21 protein-coding genes are annotated in these 18,219 nt (G+C 66.0%); 14 read left to right on the forward strand and 7 right to left on the reverse strand.

The window, feature by feature from the left end:
- Both B4A72_RS05230 and B4A72_RS05235 read left to right on the forward strand, forming a co-directional pair.
- A partial coding sequence (locus B4A72_RS05230) for an ATP-grasp domain-containing protein (RefSeq protein ID WP_292978193.1) occupies positions 1-558 on the forward strand: 558 nt, incomplete at its 5' end.
- Complete coding sequence (locus B4A72_RS05235) at positions 555-1,001, forward strand: NUDIX domain-containing protein (protein ID WP_292951340.1); 447 nt, start codon at positions 555-557, stop codon at positions 999-1,001. The genes B4A72_RS05230 and B4A72_RS05235, both read left to right, overlap by 4 nt.
- 56 nt (positions 1,002-1,057) lie before the next feature.
- Here the strand turns inward: B4A72_RS05235 and purF are convergent, their stop codons facing one another.
- From purF to mdh, 4 genes are all read right to left on the reverse strand, one after another.
- Positions 1,058-2,548, reverse strand: a complete 1,491-nt coding sequence (purF, locus tag B4A72_RS05240) for an amidophosphoribosyltransferase (RefSeq protein WP_292951343.1) — start codon at positions 2,546-2,548, stop codon at positions 1,058-1,060.
- 136 nt (positions 2,549-2,684) lie between these two features.
- Positions 2,685-3,305, reverse strand: a complete 621-nt coding sequence (locus B4A72_RS05245) for a CvpA family protein (protein WP_292951466.1) — start codon at positions 3,303-3,305, stop codon at positions 2,685-2,687.
- A gap of 44 nt (positions 3,306-3,349) precedes the next feature.
- Positions 3,350-4,726 carry a DNA repair protein RadA gene (gene radA, locus B4A72_RS05250; protein ID WP_292951346.1) on the reverse strand — a complete coding sequence of 459 codons (1,377 nt, stop codon included), beginning with the start codon at positions 4,724-4,726 and terminating at the stop codon, positions 3,350-3,352.
- Between the two features lie 159 nt (positions 4,727-4,885).
- Entirely contained in the window at positions 4,886-5,848 is a 963-nt protein-coding gene (gene mdh / locus B4A72_RS05255) for a malate dehydrogenase (protein WP_292951349.1), read from the reverse strand.
- 301 nt (positions 5,849-6,149) lie between these two features.
- Here mdh and B4A72_RS05260 point away from each other — a divergent pair, with 301 nt between their 5' ends.
- The 12 genes from B4A72_RS05260 to B4A72_RS05315 all read left to right on the forward strand — a co-directional run bounded on the left by B4A72_RS05260 (position 6,150) and on the right by B4A72_RS05315 (position 14,873).
- A complete protein-coding gene (locus B4A72_RS05260) occupies positions 6,150-6,998 on the forward strand; it encodes an HpcH/HpaI aldolase/citrate lyase family protein (protein ID WP_292951352.1) in 849 nt (282 codons plus the stop codon).
- Positions 6,999-7,040: 42 nt separating this feature from the next.
- Positions 7,041-7,586, forward strand: a complete 546-nt coding sequence (locus B4A72_RS05265) for an NnrU family protein (protein WP_292951355.1) — start codon at positions 7,041-7,043, stop codon at positions 7,584-7,586.
- Position 7,587: 1 nt separating this feature from the next.
- Entirely contained in the window at positions 7,588-7,794 is a 207-nt protein-coding gene (locus B4A72_RS05270; RefSeq protein ID WP_292951358.1) for a DUF1737 domain-containing protein, read from the forward strand.
- Entirely contained in the window at positions 7,791-8,825 is a 1,035-nt protein-coding gene (locus B4A72_RS05275) for a MaoC family dehydratase (RefSeq protein WP_292978194.1), read from the forward strand. Before B4A72_RS05270 ends, B4A72_RS05275 begins: the two co-directional genes overlap by 4 nt.
- Position 8,826: 1 nt before the next feature.
- Positions 8,827-9,687, forward strand: coding sequence for an endonuclease/exonuclease/phosphatase family protein (locus B4A72_RS05280; protein WP_292951364.1), 861 nt, complete (start codon positions 8,827-8,829; stop codon positions 9,685-9,687).
- Positions 9,688-9,945: 258 nt separating this feature from the next.
- On the forward strand, positions 9,946-10,338 hold the full coding sequence (sdhC, locus tag B4A72_RS05285) for a succinate dehydrogenase, cytochrome b556 subunit (protein WP_292951367.1): 393 nt from the start codon (positions 9,946-9,948) through the stop codon (positions 10,336-10,338).
- 12 nt (positions 10,339-10,350) lie between these two features.
- Positions 10,351-10,737, forward strand: a complete 387-nt coding sequence (locus B4A72_RS05290; RefSeq protein ID WP_292951370.1) for a succinate dehydrogenase, hydrophobic membrane anchor protein — start codon at positions 10,351-10,353, stop codon at positions 10,735-10,737.
- Between the two features lie 7 nt (positions 10,738-10,744).
- Complete coding sequence (gene sdhA, locus B4A72_RS05295) at positions 10,745-12,547, forward strand: succinate dehydrogenase flavoprotein subunit (RefSeq protein ID WP_292951373.1); 1,803 nt, start codon at positions 10,745-10,747, stop codon at positions 12,545-12,547.
- Positions 12,547-12,912, forward strand: coding sequence for a hypothetical protein (locus B4A72_RS05300; protein WP_292951376.1), 366 nt, complete (start codon positions 12,547-12,549; stop codon positions 12,910-12,912). Before sdhA ends, B4A72_RS05300 begins: the two co-directional genes overlap by 1 nt.
- A 4-nt stretch (positions 12,913-12,916) precedes the next feature.
- A complete protein-coding gene (locus B4A72_RS05305) occupies positions 12,917-13,234 on the forward strand; it encodes a hypothetical protein (RefSeq protein WP_292951379.1) in 318 nt (105 codons plus the stop codon).
- A gap of 4 nt (positions 13,235-13,238) precedes the next feature.
- Positions 13,239-14,081 carry a hypothetical protein gene (locus tag B4A72_RS05310; RefSeq protein ID WP_292951382.1) on the forward strand — a complete coding sequence of 281 codons (843 nt, stop codon included), beginning with the start codon at positions 13,239-13,241 and terminating at the stop codon, positions 14,079-14,081.
- A 12-nt stretch (positions 14,082-14,093) separates the two neighbouring features.
- On the forward strand, positions 14,094-14,873 hold the full coding sequence (locus tag B4A72_RS05315; protein WP_292951385.1) for a succinate dehydrogenase iron-sulfur subunit: 780 nt from the start codon (positions 14,094-14,096) through the stop codon (positions 14,871-14,873).
- A gap of 92 nt (positions 14,874-14,965) precedes the next feature.
- On the opposite strand, the gene glyS is transcribed toward B4A72_RS05315, so the two are convergent.
- The 3 genes from glyS to B4A72_RS05330 all read right to left on the reverse strand — a co-directional run.
- A complete protein-coding gene (glyS, locus tag B4A72_RS05320; RefSeq protein WP_292951388.1) occupies positions 14,966-17,257 on the reverse strand; it encodes a glycine--tRNA ligase subunit beta in 2,292 nt (763 codons plus the stop codon).
- Positions 17,257-17,736 (reverse strand): DUF6446 family protein, encoded by a 480-nt coding sequence (locus B4A72_RS05325; protein WP_292951391.1) that lies wholly within the window; start codon positions 17,734-17,736, stop codon positions 17,257-17,259. The genes glyS and B4A72_RS05325 overlap by 1 nt, the downstream gene beginning before the upstream one ends.
- Positions 17,733-18,219: glycine--tRNA ligase subunit alpha (locus B4A72_RS05330; RefSeq protein WP_292978195.1), on the reverse strand; the 487-nt coding region annotated here is incomplete at its 5' end. The genes B4A72_RS05325 and B4A72_RS05330, both read right to left, overlap by 4 nt.

Genomic DNA, 18,219 nt, shown 5'->3' on the forward strand with positions numbered 1-18,219 from the left:
GCCGCCGAATGGACCGGCGCGCCTTCAATTCTGGAAGGTTTCGTCGATTTCTCGGCCGAGATCAGCGTCATCGTCGCGCGTGGTGCAGACGGGCAGGTGGCGGCCTATGATCCCGGCCTGAACGTCCATCGCGACGGCATCCTGCGATCCACGACGGTGCCTTGCGGGCTGCCCGCGCGCGCGACCACCGACGCGGTGCTGATCGCGGGCCGGATCGTCAACGCACTGGATTATGTCGGCGTGATGGGAGTCGAGCTGTTCGTGACGCCCGACGGGCTGATCGTGAACGAGATCGCGCCGCGCGTGCATAATTCGGGCCACTGGACGCAGGCCGGCTGCGCCGTCGATCAGTTCGAACAGCATATCCGCGCCGTGGCGGGCCTGCCCCTGGGCGATGGCAAGCGTTTCGCCGATGTGGTGATGGAGAACCTGATCGGCGATGATATCGGCCGCGTGCCGGATCTGCTGGTCGCACCGCGCACGCAGGTTCATCTCTATGGCAAGGGCGAGGCGCGGCCGGGCCGCAAGATGGGCCACCTGAACCGGATCGCGGAATGAGGGTTGCGCGCCCGAGGCTGGCGGTCCGCGCCGCGATCCTGCATCGTGACCGGCTGCTGATGGTCAACGCCTATCCGGGCGAACGCAGCGATCTGTGGTGCCTGCCCGGCGGCGGGGTCGAGCCGGGCCAGTCCCTGCCAGAAAACCTGATGCGCGAGGTGGCCGAGGAAACCGGTCTGCTGATCAGCGTCGGCGCGCCGTTTCTGGTAAACGAATTTCACGACCCGGCGCGCGGCTTTCATCAGGTCGACCTGCTGTTCCGCGCCACGCTGATCGCCACCGACGAGGTTTCGCTGGCCGATCCCGAAGGCGTGGTGAACCGTTTCCGCTGGGTCACGCAGGTCGAACTGGGCGCGTTGCGCCACAAGCCGGACAGCCTTGCCGCCGCCATCTGGGGCGATGCCGCGGCGCATTACGACCCCCTGGAAACCATCGTTCCCTGACTGGCCTCGGTCTTCGGCCAGGGACGATCAGCCCCGGCGTTTGCGGAACGCAAGCCTTACTCGGCCGCCTCGTTGATTGCGGTTTCGGAACCCGGCTTCATGCGAAAGCCGCGTTCGAGCTGGTCGAAGGGCGCGACCGGGTAATCGCCCGAGAAACAGGCATCGCAATATTGCGGGCTCTTGGTGTTGCGGCCTCCCGCCTCGCCGACCGCGCGGTAGAGCCCGTCCAGCGATACGAAGGCCAGGCTGTCGACGCCGATCCAGTCGCGCATTTCCTCGGGGCTCATCTGGGCCGCCAGCAGCTTGTCCCGCTCGGGCGTGTCCACGCCGTAGAAGCACGGCCAGGCGGTCGGAGGCGAGGCGATGCGGAAATGCACCTCGGCGGCGCCCGCGTCGATGATCATGTCCTTGATCTTGCGGCTGGTCGTGCCGCGCACCACGCTGTCGTCAACCAGAACCACCCGCTTGCCCGCGATCAGCGATCGGTTGACGTTCAGCTTCAGGCGCACGCCCATGTTGCGGATCTGTTCGGTCGGCTCGATGAAGGTCCGGCCCATATACTGGTTGCGGATGATTCCCATGCCATAGGGGATCCCGGATTCCTGCGCGAACCCGATCGCGGCCGGCGTGCCGCTGTCGGGGACCGGACAGACCAGATCCGCCTCGATCGGCGCCTCGCGGGCCAGTTCGACCCCGATCTGGCGCCGGGTCTCATAGACCGAGCGGCCGCCGATGATCGAATCGGGACGCGAGAAGTAGACATGTTCGAAGATGCAGAACCGGCCGGTCGAGGGCCCGAAGGGGCGAGAGCTTTCGACCTTGCCCTTGGTGATGACCACCATCTCGCCCGGTTCGATCTCGCGCACGAAATCGGCACCGATGATGTCCAGCGCGCAGGTTTCTGATGCCAGACAGAAGCCATCGTCGCCGACCTTGCCCAGAACCAGCGGCCGCACGCCCAGCGGATCACGCACGCCGATCAGCTTGGTCCGGGTCATCGCGATGACGCTGAACGCGCCCTCGACCCGGCGCAGCGCATCCTTCATCCGTTCGGGGATGTTGCGCTGGATCGACCGCGCCATCAGGTGGATGATGCATTCGCTGTCCGATGAGGACTGGAAGATGCTGCCGCGTTCGGTCAGCTCGCGGCGCAGGGCGGCGGCATTGGTGATGTTGCCGTTATGGGCGATGGCGCAGCCGCCCATCGAGAATTCGCCGAAGAACGGTTGCACGTCGCGGATCGCGGTATTGGCCTTGGTCCCGGCGGTGGAATAGCGCACATGCCCGATCGCCAGCGGTCCCGGCAGCGTCGCCATCACGTCGGTCTTGGTGAAATTGTCGCGCACATAGCCGAAGCGGTGGGCGCTGTTGAACCCGTGTTCGGGATCATGGGCGACGATGCCGCCGGCCTCCTGCCCGCGATGCTGCAACGCGTGCAGGCCGAGAGCGACGAAATTCGAGGCATCCGCCATCCCGATCGCGCCGAATACCCCGCATTCCTCGTGCAGGCGGTCCGAATCGAACGGATGGGCCAAGAATGGCTGCATCATGGCATCCTGACTGGCTTTGGACTGTCGAGGGCTATGTAGTGCGGGCCGGACCCAGAGTCACGCCCCGGCTATCCGCAGAAGCGGAATTTTCGTCACATCACCGACATCAGCGGCCATGGCCGGGCACGCCGCCTCAGTTCGAGGCCGGCGCCGCATCACCGGTCCGGGCCGGGGCGGTGTCCGGATCGACGGTTTCGGTCGTCGCGCCGCAGCCGCCGACCATCTGTTCGTAGCGGCTGACGATCCAGCCGGGCGCATCTTCGGGGATACGTTCGTCCATCTGGCCGCGCATCCGTTCGAACACCTGCGCCGAGCGTGAATTTTCGACCATCGCGACCTGCTGGCTGGTCATCACCCGGTCGTAGACGATGAAGACGATGGCGACCAGAAGGATGCCGCGCGCCACGCCGAACAGAAAGCCCATTCCCTGATCCACCCCGCCCAGGGCCGACCGTTGCACGACCGAGGAAAACAGCGGCGTGATGATCGAGAAGACGACCAGGGCGAGGGCGAAGACCACCGCGAAGCCCGCGATCGTGGCCAATTCGCAACTGTCGCCCAGGAAACGGTCCAGAACCGGAAGCTGGGCGATCATCGGCCGCACCGCAGCGGCGAAGAGAAAGGCCAGGATGGCCGCCGCGATCCAGCCCAGGATGGCCAGCGATTCGCGCACGAAGCCGCGCGACCATGCCAGTATCGCGGAAAGAATGATGACCGCCGCCACCACCGCGTCGATGATCGTGAAACCGTCCATGTAGTCCCGCCCCCGCGCCGGATATCGTTGCATTTTCAGGCGGTTCAGCCGGCGCCGAAGATCTCGCCCACAAATTCCGTCAGATCGGCGATGCGCCGCGTTCCCATGCCGCCGCGATCCGATCCGACCCCCTCGACCTTCTGGCCTTCGGGTAAGATCGCCTGTGAAAAACCAAGTTTCTGCGCCTCTTTCAACCTGTTTTCGGCCTGCGCGACGGGGCGCAGCGCGCCCGACAGGCTGATTTCGCCGAAAAGCACCGCCTCGGGCGGCAGCGCGCTGTCCTCGCGCGCCGACAGCAGGGCGCCGGCGATGGCCAGGTCGGCGGCCGGTTCGCTGACCCGCATCCCGCCGGCGACGTTCAGGAACACGTCGAGCCCGGCGAAGGGAATGCCGCAGCGGGCCTCCAGCACGGCAAGGATGGTGCTGACACGGCCGCTGTCAAGCCCGACCACGGTGCGGCGCGGCGAGGCAAGGGTGGAGGGCGCGACCAGGGCCTGAACCTCGGTCAGCACCGGCCGCGTGCCCTCGATCCCGGCAAAGACCGCGCTGCCGGGTGAAGGCTGGCCGCGTTCGGACAGAAACAGCGCCGAGGGGTTGGCAACCTCGGCCAGCCCCGCGCCGGTCATCTCGAACACGCCGATCTCGTCGGCGGGGCCGAAGCGGTTCTTGACGCTGCGCAGGATGCGGAACTGATGACCGCGCTCGCCCTCGAAATACAGCACGGTATCGACCATGTGTTCGACCACGCGCGGCCCGGCGATCTGGCCCTCCTTGGTGACGTGCCCGACCAGAACCACCGCCACGCCGCGCCGCTTGGCGAAGGTCACGAGCTCGTGCGCGGCGGCGCGCACCTGCGCCACGCTTCCGGGCGCGGCCTCGACATGATCGGACCACAGCGTCTGAACCGAATCGATGATGGCAAGATCCGGGCGTTCGCCGTCCAGCGTGGTCAGGATGTCGCGCAAGTTGGTTTCCGCCCCCAGCCGGACCGGCGCATCGGCCAGACCCAGCCTTTGCGCGCGCATCCTGACCTGTGCGCTGGCCTCCTCGCCGCTGATATAGACCGCATCGAGGCCGCGCCGCGCGAAGGCCGCAGCGCCCTGCAACAGCAGGGTCGATTTGCCGATGCCGGGATCGCCGCCGACCAGGATCGCGCTGCCGGGCACCAGTCCGCCACCCAGAACCCGGTCCAGTTCCGCCATCCCCGAGACGCTGCGCGGCGGCGGCGGCTCGTCGGTGGCAAGACCCGTCAGCGCAACGCGGCGCCCCTTGGCCGCGCCCAGACCGCGCCCCGGCCCGTGGCTCAGCGGAGCTTCCTCGACGATGCTGTTCCAGGCCCCGCAGGCATCGCAGCGCCCGGCCCATTTCTTGTGTGCGACGCCGCATTCGGTGCAGCTGAAGGCAGAGACGGATTTGGCCATGGGCGTCTTGTGCCATCTGGCCAGGGCGCCCGCAATACGCGTTGCAGCGGATCGCGCAGGCCCTTGGAGGGGTCGGCCTGCGCCCAGGCCCCGGTGCAGGAAAAAAGAACGGCGCGCCGGATTCGGCGCGCCGTGTGTAAGGTCCGGCATCGGAACCGATCAGGCCAGGCTATTGTCGATATCCTTGCAGGCCGCGACAAGACCCCTGACCGCCTCGACCGACTTGTCCAGCATCGCCTTTTCGTCCTTGTCCAGCTTGATGTCGATGACCTTCTCGATCCCGTTCGCGCCGATCACGGTCGGCACGCCGACATAGATCCCCTTCAGGCCATAGGCCCCGTCCACATTCGCCGCGCAGGGCAGCACACGCTTCTGATCCTTCAGATAGGCCTCGGCCATCTCGATGGCGCTGGTCGCGGGGGCATAGAAGGCGCTGCCGGTCTTCAGCAGGCTGACGATCTCGGCCCCGCCATCGCGGGTGCGCTGGACGATGGCATTCAGCTTGTCCTGCGTGGTCCAGCCCATCTTGACCAGATCGGGCAGCGGGATGCCCGCGACGGTCGAATAGCGGGTCAGAGGCACCATCGTGTCGCCGTGCCCGCCCAGCACGAAGGCGGATACGTCGCGCATCGAGACGCCGAATTCGAGGCTGAGGAAATGGCGGAAGCGGGCCGAATCCAGCACGCCGGCCATGCCGCAGACCTTGTTCGCGGGCAGGCCGCTGAATTTCTGCAGCGCCCAGACCATCGCGTCCAGCGGGTTGGTGATGCAGATGACGAAGGCGTCGGGCGCATGGGTCCTGATACCTTCACCGACCGATTTCATGACCTTGAGGTTGATCCCCAGCAGGTCGTCGCGGCTCATCCCCGGCTTGCGCGGAACGCCGGCGGTGACGATGCAGACATCGGCGCCGGCGATGTCTGCATAATCATTCGTGCCCTTCAGCGCCGCGTCGAAGCCTTCGGCCGGGCCCGATTCGGCGATGTCCAGCGCCTTGCCTTGCGGCGCGCCCTCGGCAATGTCGAACAGGACGACGTCGCCCAGTTCCTTCATCGCGGCCAGATGGGCCAGCGTGCCGCCGATCTGCCCCGCACCGATAAGTGCGATCTTGGGTCGGGCCATGGTTAACCTCCGATGTCATGGATGGAATCTCGCGGCGTTGGTTAAGCCCTCGACATCCGAATCGCAAGTCTCTGCCCGTGGCGTGCGGCATGGCAGCAGCCTTGGTCGCCGTTTCCGGATGCGGACCCAAGCGGCCGGCGAACCGGATCCGCAGGTCCGAAGGCAAAGGCGCCCCCATGGGCTGATATGGGGCTGATCCGGCCGGCGCGGGGGGGGCGATGCCGCGCCGCGGCAATTTTTTCCTTGCCATTTCTGGCTGCCAGAGGCAGTTTCGCGCAACATTATTTCCCGGAGGTCTGTCATGGCGCGCCCCTATCGTTCCGTCCTCTACATTCCGGCAGCCAACCGGCGCGCGATGGAAAAGGCGCAGGGGCTGCCGGCCGACGCAATCATCTTCGATCTTGAAGACGCGGTGGCGCCGCCGGAAAAGGTCGCGGCGCGAGAAGCACTGGGGGCGGCGCTGACCAGGGATTACGGAGCCCGTGCCCGGATCGTGCGGATCAACGCGCTGGCGAGCGAATGGGGCGATGACGATGCCCGCTTCTGCGCGGATCTGGTCGGATGCGCCGATGCGGTGCTGATCCCCAAGGTGGATACCGCGGCCGATCTGGATGCGGTCGCGGCGCTGTGCCCGGATCTGGCCCTCTGGGCGATGATGGAAACGCCGCTGGCGATGCTGAACGCGGCCGAGATCGCCGCCCATCCGCGCCTGCAGGGCATGGTCATGGGCACGAACGACCTGGCCAAGGAACTGAACAGCCGTTTTCGCCCCGACCGATTGCCGATGCAGACCGGGCTGGGGCTGTGTCTGCTGGCCGCGAAGGCCTTTCGAAAGGTGATCGTGGATGGCGTGTTCAACGCCTTCAGGGATGACGCGGGCCTGCGGGCCGAATGCGAACAGGGCCGCGACATGGGCTTTGACGGCAAGACCCTGATCCATCCGGCGCAGCTGGCCGTCGCGAACCAGGCCTTCGCCCCGACCGAGGCCGAGATCGCGCTGGCCCGACGCCAGATCGAGGCGTTCCGGCAGGCCGGCGCCGATGGCCGGGGCGTGGCCGTGGTGGATGGCCGGATCGTCGAGAACCTGCATGTCGAAACCGCCCGCAGCACCCTGGATCGCGCCGAGGCTATTGCAGCCATGGCCGGTTAGCGTCAACGTGAGGCCGATCCAGCCGAAACGAAAGGAAGCCAGATGCTGATCCTGATCCTTGGCGTGGCCCTGTGGTGGGCTGCGCATCTGTGGAAACGCGTGGCGCCCGCCCAGAGGGCCGCGGTGGGAGACAAGGGCAAGGGGATGGTCGCCGCTGCCCTGATCGTTTCGGTGCTGCTGATGATCTGGGGATACAAGGCCGCCGACGGCCCGGTCTGGTGGGGCCCCTCGGCGGCGCTGGTCGGAATCAACAACCTGCTGGTGCTGATCGCCTTCTACCTGTTCGCGGCCAGCGGCATGAAGACGCGGGTGACGGCGATGACCCGCCATCCGCAACTGATCGGCTTTTCGCTGTGGGCGGTGGCGCATCTGCTGGTCAATGGTGATCTGCCCAGCCTCGTGCTGTTTGGCGGTCTGCTGGTCTGGGCGCTGGTCGAGATGGCGCTGATCAACCGCAGCCCCTGGACCCCGCCCGCCGGCCCGTTCCCGGCCCGCAAGGAGGCGATGGCCGCCGTCGGCGCAGTCGTCGTGCTGCTGGTGGTCGGTCTGATCCACGGCCTGATTGGCCCATGGCCCTTCGGAGGCTGAGATGACGACGCTTTACCGCTGCATTACCGATGATGACACCTCTCGCTTCTGCCACCGCGTCAGCGAGGCGCTGTCGAAGGGCTGGACCCTGCATGGCGGCCCCTCGATGGCCTTCGATCCGCAGAAGGGGGTGATGCGGATGGCGCAGGCGGTGACCAAGGACATCCACGCCGAATACCATTCCGAGATGAAGCTGGGACAGCAATGAGCAAGACCGATCCGGGCCGCTTCTTCGAGGATTACCGGGTCGGTCAGGTGATCCGCCACGCCGCGCCGCGCACCCTGGCCGAGGGCGAACGGGCCCTTTATCACGCGCTCTATCCGTCGCGGCATGCGTTGTATTCCAGCGACGATTTTGCCGCCGGTTGCGGCCTCGAAGGCAGTCCGCTGAATGATCTGATCGGCTTTCATGTCATCTTCGGCAAGACGGTCCCCGATATCAGCGTCAATGCCGTCGCCAATCTGGGCTATGCCCAGGGCCGCTGGCTCAACCCGGTCATGCCGGGCGACACGCTGCGCGCCGAATCCGAGGTGATCGGCCTCAGGCAGACCTCGAACGGGACATCGGGCGTGGTCTGGGTGCGCACGCGCGGACTGAACCAGATGGGCGAACCGGTGCTGGATTACGTCCGCTGGGTGATGGTGCGCAAACGGGCGCCCGACGCGCCGGCGCCCGACACCGTGGTGCCGGATCTGGATCCGGTCGTCGACCCGGCCGGTCTGGCGGTTCCCAAGGGTCTGGATTTTTCCGATTACGACTTCGAACTGGCCGGCGAGCCGCATCGTCTGGGCGATTACCATCCGGGCGAGCGAATCGACCACGTCGATGGCGTCACCATCGAAGAGGCCGAACATATGCTGGCCACGCGGCTGTGGCAGAACACCGCCAAGGTGCATTTCGACGCCACCTTCCGCAACGATGGCCGGCGGCTGATCTATGGCGGGCATGTCATCTCGATGGCCCGCGCCCTGTCCTTCAACGGGCTGGCCAATGCGCAGATGATCGTGGCGCTGAATGGCGGCGCCCATGCCAATCCCTGCTTTGCGGGCGACACGATCCGCGCCTGGTCCGAGGTGCTGGACAAGGCCGAGACCCGCGCGCCGGGCGTCGGCGCGATCCGGCTGCGGCTGGTCGCGACCAAGGGCGACAGCGCGGCCTTCGCGCTGAAGGGCGCGGATGGAAAATATCTGCCCGAGGTTCTGCTGGACCTCGACTACTGGGCCTTGATGCCGGTCTAGGATGCGGATTCTGGCCCGCCTGATCGCGGTATTCTGTCTGATCGGGCTGGCCGGCAGCCTTGCCGGGGCCTGGCATCCGGCCGGGGATTCGCTGGCCGTGTTCCGTCCGGCGCTGGCCGTCGCGCTGCTGCTGACGGCGCCTGTCCTGCGCGGGCGGGCCGGTTTGGCCGCAAGCGCCGTGGCACTGGTCGCGCTGGCGCCGATCCTGTGGGATCTGTGGCGGCCGGTGCAGGGGCCGGCGAACGGGATCGTGGTCTATCAGAAGAACCTGCGTTTCGATCTGGCCGATCCGGCGCCGATCATCGCCGATATCCGGGCCAGCGGCGCCGGAATCGTCTTTCTGGAAGAGGTCAGCTGGCGCAACCTTGCCGTGTCCGAACGGCTGAAAGCCGGGCTTCCCTATCAACTGATCTGTCCCGGAGACACCACCGGCGCCATCGCGATCCTGTCCCGCTGGCCGCTGGATCGTCGGGATTGCGTGCCGAAAAGCGGCCTGGCCTCGGCCCGCGCCCGCACCCCGATGGGGGCGGTGTCGGTCGCGGTGCTGCATCTGACCTGGCCCTGGCCCTACGGGCAGGCGGCGCAGCTGGACACGCTGATGCCGAAGATAAGAGGCATCGCGCAGCCGGCACTGGTCGGAGGAGATTTCAACATGGTTCCTTGGTCCCGCGCGGTCCGCGCGATCGCATCCGCGACCGGCACGGCGCCGCTCGGCCCGCTGCGCACGACGTTCATGCTGAAAGGGATCTATCCGATGGCGATCGACCATGTGCTGATCCCGCGGGGCTGGGCGGGCCGCGGCGGGACACGGCCGCGATTGGGCTCGGATCATCGCGGTGTGCTGACGCGGATCGGGCCGTGACAGGCGCCAGGCCGGGCTGTGCGGCCGGGAAGCGGGCAGGTGGCGCCAATGCGAGACATTGCGGCATTCCTGCTGTGATCACGCAGGCCGTGGCCGTGATCACAAACCGCGAATTCGACTTCTTTTCCACCGAAGCTCTGGTAACTGCGGATGACAGGTGGCACAAACGCGGTCAGTAACGGCACCAATCGCCAGCCCGTGCGGCCAGCCATCGCGCCCGCGCCGGGTCTGACAGAACCGACAAAGGAGGGCCGCATCATGGCCGATGTGAACCGGGGCAACCGGCCGCTTTCCCCCCATCTTCAGGTCTACAGGCTGCCCATCGCGGCGATCGCCTCGATCATGACGCGCATCACCGGGCACGCCCTTGTCGCGGGGATCGTGCTGCTGGTCTGGTGGCTGGTGGCCGCCGTCGCCAGCCCGGGCGCGTTTGCCGCCGCCGATTGGGTGATGCGGTCGTGGATCGGCTTCATCGTGATGACGGGATCGGCCTGGGCGCTGTGGTTTCACGCGCTGTCGGGTGTGCGCCACCTGTTCTACGATGCCGGTTACGGGCTGGAAATCGACGAGGCGAAAAGAAATTCCTGGGTGATCATCGTGGGGTCGGTCGTGATGACGCTGATCTCGCTGATCCTGTTCTTCATCGGCTGACCGAGGGCAACCATGCGCTACATCACCCCCCGCAAGGCCGCCGAAGGTCTTGGCAGCGCCCATAGCGGCACCGCACATCACTGGGCCATGACGGTCAGCGCCTGTGCGCTGGTCCTGCTGACCCCGGCCTTCATGCTGGTGGTCGGCAGCGCGATCGGCCTGCCGCGCGAGGGCGTCGCGGCCTATTTCGGGCGCCCCTATCCGGCGATCATCACCGCGCTGTTCATCGTCGTGGGCATGCTGCACTTCATCAAGGGCACGCGGATCATGATCGATGACTATCTGAACCATACCGAGCGCAAGGTCGCGATCATCGTCTCGGTCATCTTCGGCTGGGCCGTGATCGCGGCCGCCCTCTTCGCGCTGGCGAAGATGGCCCTTGTGACCATCGTGATCTGAGGAAACCATGGCTGCTTACGAAATCCAGACGCATGATTATGACGTGGTCGTGGTCGGCGCCGGCGGTGCCGGGCTGCGCGCGACGCTGGGCATGGCCGAACAGGGCCTGCGCACGGCCTGCGTGACCAAGGTTTTTCCGACCCGCTCGCATACCGTCGCGGCGCAGGGCGGGATCGCGGCCAGCCTGTCGAACATGGGGCCCGACAACTGGCAGTGGCACATGTATGACACGGTCAAGGGCAGCGACTGGCTGGGCGATACCGACGCGATGGAATACCTGGCCCGCGAGGCGCCCAAGGCCGTCTACGAACTGGAACATTACGGCGTGCCCTTCAGCCGCACCGAAGAGGGCAGGATCTACCAGCGGCCGTTCGGCGGCCACACCACCGAATTCGGCGAGGGCCCCCCGGTCCAGCGCACCTGCGCTGCCGCCGACCGGACCGGCCACGCGATCCTGCACACGCTTTATGGTCAGTCGCTGAAGGAAAACGCGGAATTCTTCATCGAATATTTCGCACTGGACCTGGTCATCACCGATGGCCGCTGCACCGGTGTCGTCTGCTGGAAGCTGGACGACGGCACGATGCATGTCTTCAATGCCAAGATGGTGGTGCTGGCGACCGGCGGCTATGGCCGCGCCTATTTCAGCGCCACCAGCGCCCATACCTGCACCGGCGATGGCGGCGGCATGGTGGCGCGTGCGGGCCTGCCGCTGCAAGACATGGAATTCGTGCAGTTCCATCCGACCGGCATCTATGGCTCGGGCTGCCTGATCACCGAAGGCGCGCGCGGCGAAGGTGGCTATCTGACCAACAGCGAGGGCGAACGCTTCATGGAGCGTTACGCCCCAACCTACAAGGATCTGGCCAGCCGCGATGTGGTCAGCCGCTGCATGACGATGGAGATCCGCGAGGGTCGCGGCGTCGGCGAGGAAAGCGACCACATCTTCCTGAACCTGATGCATCTGCCGCCCGAGACGCTGCATGAACGGCTGCCGGGCATCAGCGAAAGCGCCAGGATTTTCGCCGGCGTCGATGTCACGCGCGAACCGATCCCGGTTCTGCCGACCGTTCACTACAACATGGGCGGGATCCCCACGAATTACTGGGGTGAGGTGCTGAACCCGGCCGAGGGCGCCCCCGACGCCGTATTCCCCGGTCTGATGGCGGTGGGCGAGGCCGGCTGTGCCAGCGTCCATGGCGCGAACCGGCTTGGCTCGAACAGCCTGATCGACCTGGTGGTCTTCGGCCGCGCGGCCGCGATCCGGGCGGGGCAGGTCATCGACCGCGAGGGCCCGATCCCCGCGACCAACCAGGCGCAGGTGGACCACGCGCTGGAGCGGTTCGACAAAATCCGCAATGCCGATGGCGGCACGCCGACGGCGGAGTTGCGCAACGAGATGCAGCGCACCATGCAGGCCGACGCGGCGGTGTTCCGCACCGACAAGACGCTGGCCGATGGCGTCCGGAAGATGGAGGCAATCGCCGCAAAGCTGGATGATCTGAAGGTGACCGATCGTGGCCTGATCTGGAACACCGACCTGATGGAGACGCTGGAACTGACCAACCTGATGCCCAACGCGCTGGCCACGATCGTGGCCGCCGAGGCGCGCAAGGAAAGCCGTGGCGCCCATGCGCACGAGGATTACCCTGAGCGGGATGACGCCACCTGGCGCAAGCATTCGCTTGCAAGGGTAGAGGGGAACACGGTTAAACTCGACTACCGCCCCGTCCATCTGGAACCTCTGACGAAAGAGGCAGAAGGCGGGATCGACCTGAAGAAGATTGCTCCGAAGAAGAGGGTTTACTGATGCGTTTCAAGATCATTGCCGCCTCGGGCCTCGCCGCGCTGACGCTGGCAGGCTGCGTCGCACCGATGCCGACCGCGACCGTTTCCACGCCGACCGCACCGGTCGTGACCACCCCGACCACCCTCGACGCCGCCTCGCGTCAGGTGGCGCGCAGCGTCGTCAACAGCGAGATGCAGAAGCGTTTGCCGGGCGTGAACACGGCGCCCTATACCGATTGCGTCATGTCGAACGCCACCACGGCGGAACTGATCGACATCGCGCAGGCCACGCGCAATGGCGTGGCGGGCACGGCCGACAGCGTCGCTTCGATCGTCTCGCGTCCCGCAACCACGCAATGCATCGCCAACGCCGCGCAGACGGCCTGAGCCGATGCGCGCCTGGGCGGCCCCGTTCCGGTCCGTGCCGCTGCTGGCGGCGCTGGCAGCCTGTGCTCCGATACCGGTGGAGCAGGCGGAACGGGTCTGCCTGCGCGATGCCGAACTGGCCCAGGCTCCGCGCGGCGAAGTCGCCCTGGGGGTGGGCAGCGGTGGCGGAGGTTCGCGCCTCGGCGGTTCGGTCGATCTGGAAATTTCCAGCGATTACATCATGCAGCGCGATCCCTCGGACGTGTTCAACCGCTGCGTGGTGAATCGATCGGGACAGATGCCGACGCGGGTTCTGGCCGACCAGCCTGGCTGGCGGGGCTAGGCCGATGACGGCAGCGCCGACGAAATCCGACCAGCGCCGCCTGATCCTGCATCTGGGCGTGCAGAAGACGGGCAGCACCGCGATCCAGCGCCATCTGAACCGCAACGCCGCCGCGCTGGCCCGGCGGCTGATCGTGCGCACCCCCGAGGAGGGCTCGCCCATGCGGCCTTTGGGACGCGCGGCGATTGCCTATTCGCTGGGACCCACCGAGGACCGCGAGATCGCGCTGCGGATCGCCTTCGAGGATGTGCTGGAGACGCTGCCCGCCAATGACCTGCCGGTGCTTCTGAGCCACGAAAACCTGGCCGGCGCGATGCCCGGCAATGGCGGTGAGACGCGGCTTTATCCGCAATTGCCGCGGATCGCGGGTCTGCTGTCGCGCTGCGCGGCGGGCTTTGCGGTGGATTTCGTCATCTACACACGCAGCATGACGGCGTGGAAGGCCAGCGTCTGGGCGCAGGCCGTACGCACCGACGGCTATCAGCACGGTTTCGAGGATTTCCTGAACCGGACCGATGCGATGCCTGGCTGGGGCGATCTGATCCGCCGGATGGCCGATGTCCTGGGGCCTGATCGTTTGTGCCGCTTCAAGCTGGAAGACGAGCCCGATCCCGGTCGTCCGGGGCGGCTATTGCTGCACCATGCCGGGCTGGACGATGCCATTATCGAGGCGCTTGCCCCGCTGGATGGGCCTGCGATGCAGCGACTCAATGCCGGTTCGACCGAATTCCTGAGGCGGCTCAACGGCCTGACGCTTAATCCTCATGCGCGCGGAAAGGTGGTCGATCTGGTCGCCCGCGCGCAAAACCTGTTCATCGCCGAGGTGCCTGGAAAAGGCACGTCCTGAAAGGAGCATCCGATGGTCCAGTTCACCCTGCCCAAGAACAGCCAGATCCGGGTCGGCAAGACCTGGCCCAGGCCCGAGGGCGCGACCAATGTGAAGAAGTTCCAGATCTATCGCTGGGATCCCGAGGCGGGCGAGAACCCCCGTCTGGACACCTATTTCGTCGATCTCGACAAATGCGGACCGATGATTCTGGACGCGCTGATCAAGATCAAGAACGAGATTGACCCGACGCTGTCGTTCCGGCGGTCCTGCCGAGAAGGGATTTGCGGATCCTGCGCCATGGTCATCGGCGGCGGCAATCATCTGGCCTGCATCTACGGAATCGACGAGGTTCCGGGCGACATCGCCATCTATCCGCTGCCGCATATGCCGGTGGTCAAGGATCTGATCCCCGACCTGACGCATTTCTATGCCCAGCACGCTTCGGTCAATCCCTACCTGGTCACCAAATCGCCGACGCCGGGAAAAGAGTGGAAACAGTCGATCGAGGATCGCAAGAAGCTGGACGGGCTATATGAGTGCATCCTCTGCGCGTCCTGTTCGACCGCCTGTCCGTCCTATTGGTGGAACGGCGACCGCTATCTGGGTCCGGCCGCGCTGCTGACGGCCTATCGCTGGATCGTCGACAGCCGCGACGAGGCGACCGGTGAGCGGCTGGACGAGCTGGAGGATCCGTTCAAGCTGTATCGCTGCCACACGATCATGAACTGCACCAATACCTGTCCGAAGGGGCTGAATCCGGCCAAGGCCATCGCCTCGATCAAGCACATGATGGTTGACCGGGTGGTCTGATTGCGTCCCGCGACAGCCGGGGGGCTGTCTGCCCCCCGGACCCCCCGAAGGTATTTGGAAAGAGTGCGAGGGCCGGTCAGGTCCCGGCCTTGTCAGCCTTCGATCTTCGTGAAATCAGCGATCTCGCGGCCCGCGTTGCGGATGCGCGACAGCAGGTTCAGGCGGTTGCGGCGCAGGATCTGGTTGTCGCTGTTGACCTGGACGGCCTCGAAGAAGGCGTCGATGGGCGCGCGCAGCGCGGCGATGGCGGTCATGGCGGCGGGGAAGTCTTCGTCCGCGATGGCCCGTCTGATCGCGGGTTCGGCTTTGTCGAGGGCGGCAAAGAGGGCGCGTTCCTGATCGGTTTCCGCGAATTTCGCGTCCGCGCCGAAGCTGTATTCGACGCCGTCCTTCTCCTCGGCCTGCGCGAGGATGTTTCCGGCGCGCTTGAGGCCCTGGGTCAGGTTCCGGCCGTCTTCGGTTTGCAGCATGGCGTTCAGCGCCGTGGCGCGGTTGACGACCAGCACGAGGTCGTCATTGCCGGGTTGGGCCAGGACCGCGTCGATGATGTCGTGGCGGATGCCCTGATCGCGCAGATGGACCTTGAGGCGGTCGTGGAGGAAGGCGAGGAGGTTGTGCGACGTATGGTTAAGGGTGCCCGGGCGGTCAGGGTCAAGTTTGACCCTATCAGGGCTTTGCGCCTTTGCCTTCTCAACGGCCGCGTTCCAATCGATTTTTGAATTCCGATCATTCAACGCCTTTGCAAAGATTTTTTGAGCATGTTTTGCCAATCGTCCGTCTTCCGCGACGATGGTCTCCCATGCAAGATCGACGGCCTTGGTTCGCTCCTCTCCAATAGTGTTGAGCTGATGAGAAAAATTGGCCAAGAGACCGGTTTTTGCAGCGTCCAGTAGATGACTTCTAACAACATTGTTAACGATCAATCGAATAGTCCCCAACGCCGCCCTTCTCAGCGCAAAGGGATCCTTCGAGCCGGTCGGCTTCTCGTCGATCGCCCAGAACCCGGTCAGCGTGTCGATCTTGTCGGCGAGTGCGACGGCCACGGAGACCGGGGCGGTGGGCACCGCGTCGGATGGGCCGAGTGGCGAGTAGTGGTCGCGGGCGGCGTCGGCCACCGCGTCGGGATAACCGGCGGCCTGCGCGTAATATCGGCCCATGATGCCTTGCAGTTCGGGGAATTCGCCGACCATGGCGCTCTGCAGGTCGAGTTTCGCGACCCGGGCCGCGGTTTCCGCCTGATCGGGGTCGGCGCCGACCATGGGCGCGATCTCGCGAGCCAGTGCGGCGACGCGGGCGATGCGGTCGGCCTGGCTGCCCATCTTGTTATGGAAGGTCACGGATTTCAGGCCCTCGGCCCAAGCGTTCATGCCCGATTTTGCCTCGCGCAGGTCGTTTTCCCAGAAGAAGGCCGCGTCGGAGAGGCGGGCGGCGAGAACACGCTGATTGCCAGCCAGGATCGTTTCGCCGTCATCGGGGGTGGCGATATTGGCGACGGTCACAAAGCCCTCGATCCGGCCGGTTTTCGGGTTGCGGGCCGAGAAGAATTTCTGGTGCTCCTTCATCGAGGTTTGCAGCACCTCGGGCGGCAGGTCCAGGAAACGATCCTCGATCACGCCCATCAGCGGCACCGGCCATTCGACGAGGCCCGCGACCTCGGACAGCAGCGTATCATCGGGGACGATCTGCCAGCCGCGTGCGAAGGCCAGATTCTCGGCCTGCTGGCGGATTTCGGCCTCGCGCTCGGCCGGGTCCAGCATGACATGGGCGCGGCGCAGCCTGGCGACGTAGTCATCGAAGCCGGTGACGGTGAAGGCGTCGGGCGACAGGAAGCGGTGACCGCGTGTGCTGTTGCCGGACGCGATGCCGTCGATGTTCAGCGGCACGGTGGTCGCGCCGGATTCGTCGCTGAGGATGCAGAGGATCGAATGCAGCGGGCGGACCCAACGCAGAGAGCCCGTGCCCCAACGCATGGATTTGGGCCAGGGGAAATCGCGGATCGTGGTTTCCAGAACCTCGGCCACGATCTCGGATGCCGGGCGACCCTTGCGGGCGATGACGGCGAACCAGACCTGACCCTTCTTGTCGTCGCGGACTTGCAATTGGTCGCGCGTCAGGCCCGCCCCGCGCAGAAAGCCCTCCAGCGCCTTTTCGGGCGCGTCGGTGCGGGGGCCCTTGCGTTCCTCGCGCGTGTCGGGGCTTTGGGCGCTGAGCCCCTCGACGGTCAGGGCAAGGCGCCGGGGCGTCGAAAAGGCGCCCGCGCTGGCATAGGTCAGCCCGGCCTGGACCAGCCCGTCGGTGACCAGCCGCTTCAGATCATCGCGCGCGCGGGCCTGCATCCGGGCGGGGATTTCCTCGGAAAAGAGTTCGATCAGCAGATCGGGCATCAGTCCATCACTCCGCGTTCCGGGGTCTTGTCGTTGAATTGCTGCCAGCCATAGGCCCGGCCATCGGGATAGATCGCCAGCACGCGGTCCACATCGGGACGGATCTCGGACTGGCTGAGAAATGCCCTTGCGGCACCCGATTCCAGATCGGCGCCGATCCGGGCGGCGTCGTAGCAGTCGAACCAGAACGGGCCGTTCAGCGGCGTGGCGGCCGGGAAGGGCACGGCATCGGCGGGCAGATCGCCCTGGATCCGGAAACAGGCCCGCCAGCGGATCGGTGAACTATCGGCGTCGATGGCCTGAAAATCGGTCATGTTCAGCCGCGACGGTCCCTCGGCGGTCTGGATCGGCACCGCCGCATCCGGGCTGGCCGGATCGATCGGCTCGTAATAGCCGTATTGCTGCGCATACCAGACCCCGGCCCCCGAGGCGAGGGCCGTCAGCGCAAGCCCGATCGTCGCGATCCTGCCCCAGTTCATGCCGATGCCCCCGCTGCTTCGGTCGTCAGGAACAGATCGGCGCAGGCGCGGGCCAGTGCGCGGACGCGGCCGATATAGGCCTGCCGCTCGGTCACGGAAATGACGCCGCGCGCGTCCAGCAGGTTGAAGATATGGCTGGCCTTGATGCACTGGTCATAGGCCGGATGCGCCATCGGGATGCGGCGGCCGGCGCTGTCGGTTTCGGACGCCGCGATGATGCGGGCGCATTCGGCCTCGGCATCCTTGAAATGCTGAAACAGCGTTTCGGTATCGGCCTGATCGAAGTTCCAGCGCGAATATTCCTGTTCGGTCTGGCGGAAGATGTCGCCATAGGTCAGCGCAATCGCGGCCCCGGGATCGTTGAAGGGCATGTCCATGACATGTTCCGCGCCCAGCACATACATGGCCAGCCGTTCCAGCCCATAGGTCAGTTCGCCCGAGACGGGGCGGCAATCATGCCCGCCGACCTGCTGGAAATAGGTG

It is taken from the genome of Paracoccus sp. UBA5162 (assembly GCF_002413585.1).
Taxonomy (GTDB): Bacteria; Pseudomonadota; Alphaproteobacteria; order Rhodobacterales; family Rhodobacteraceae; genus Paracoccus.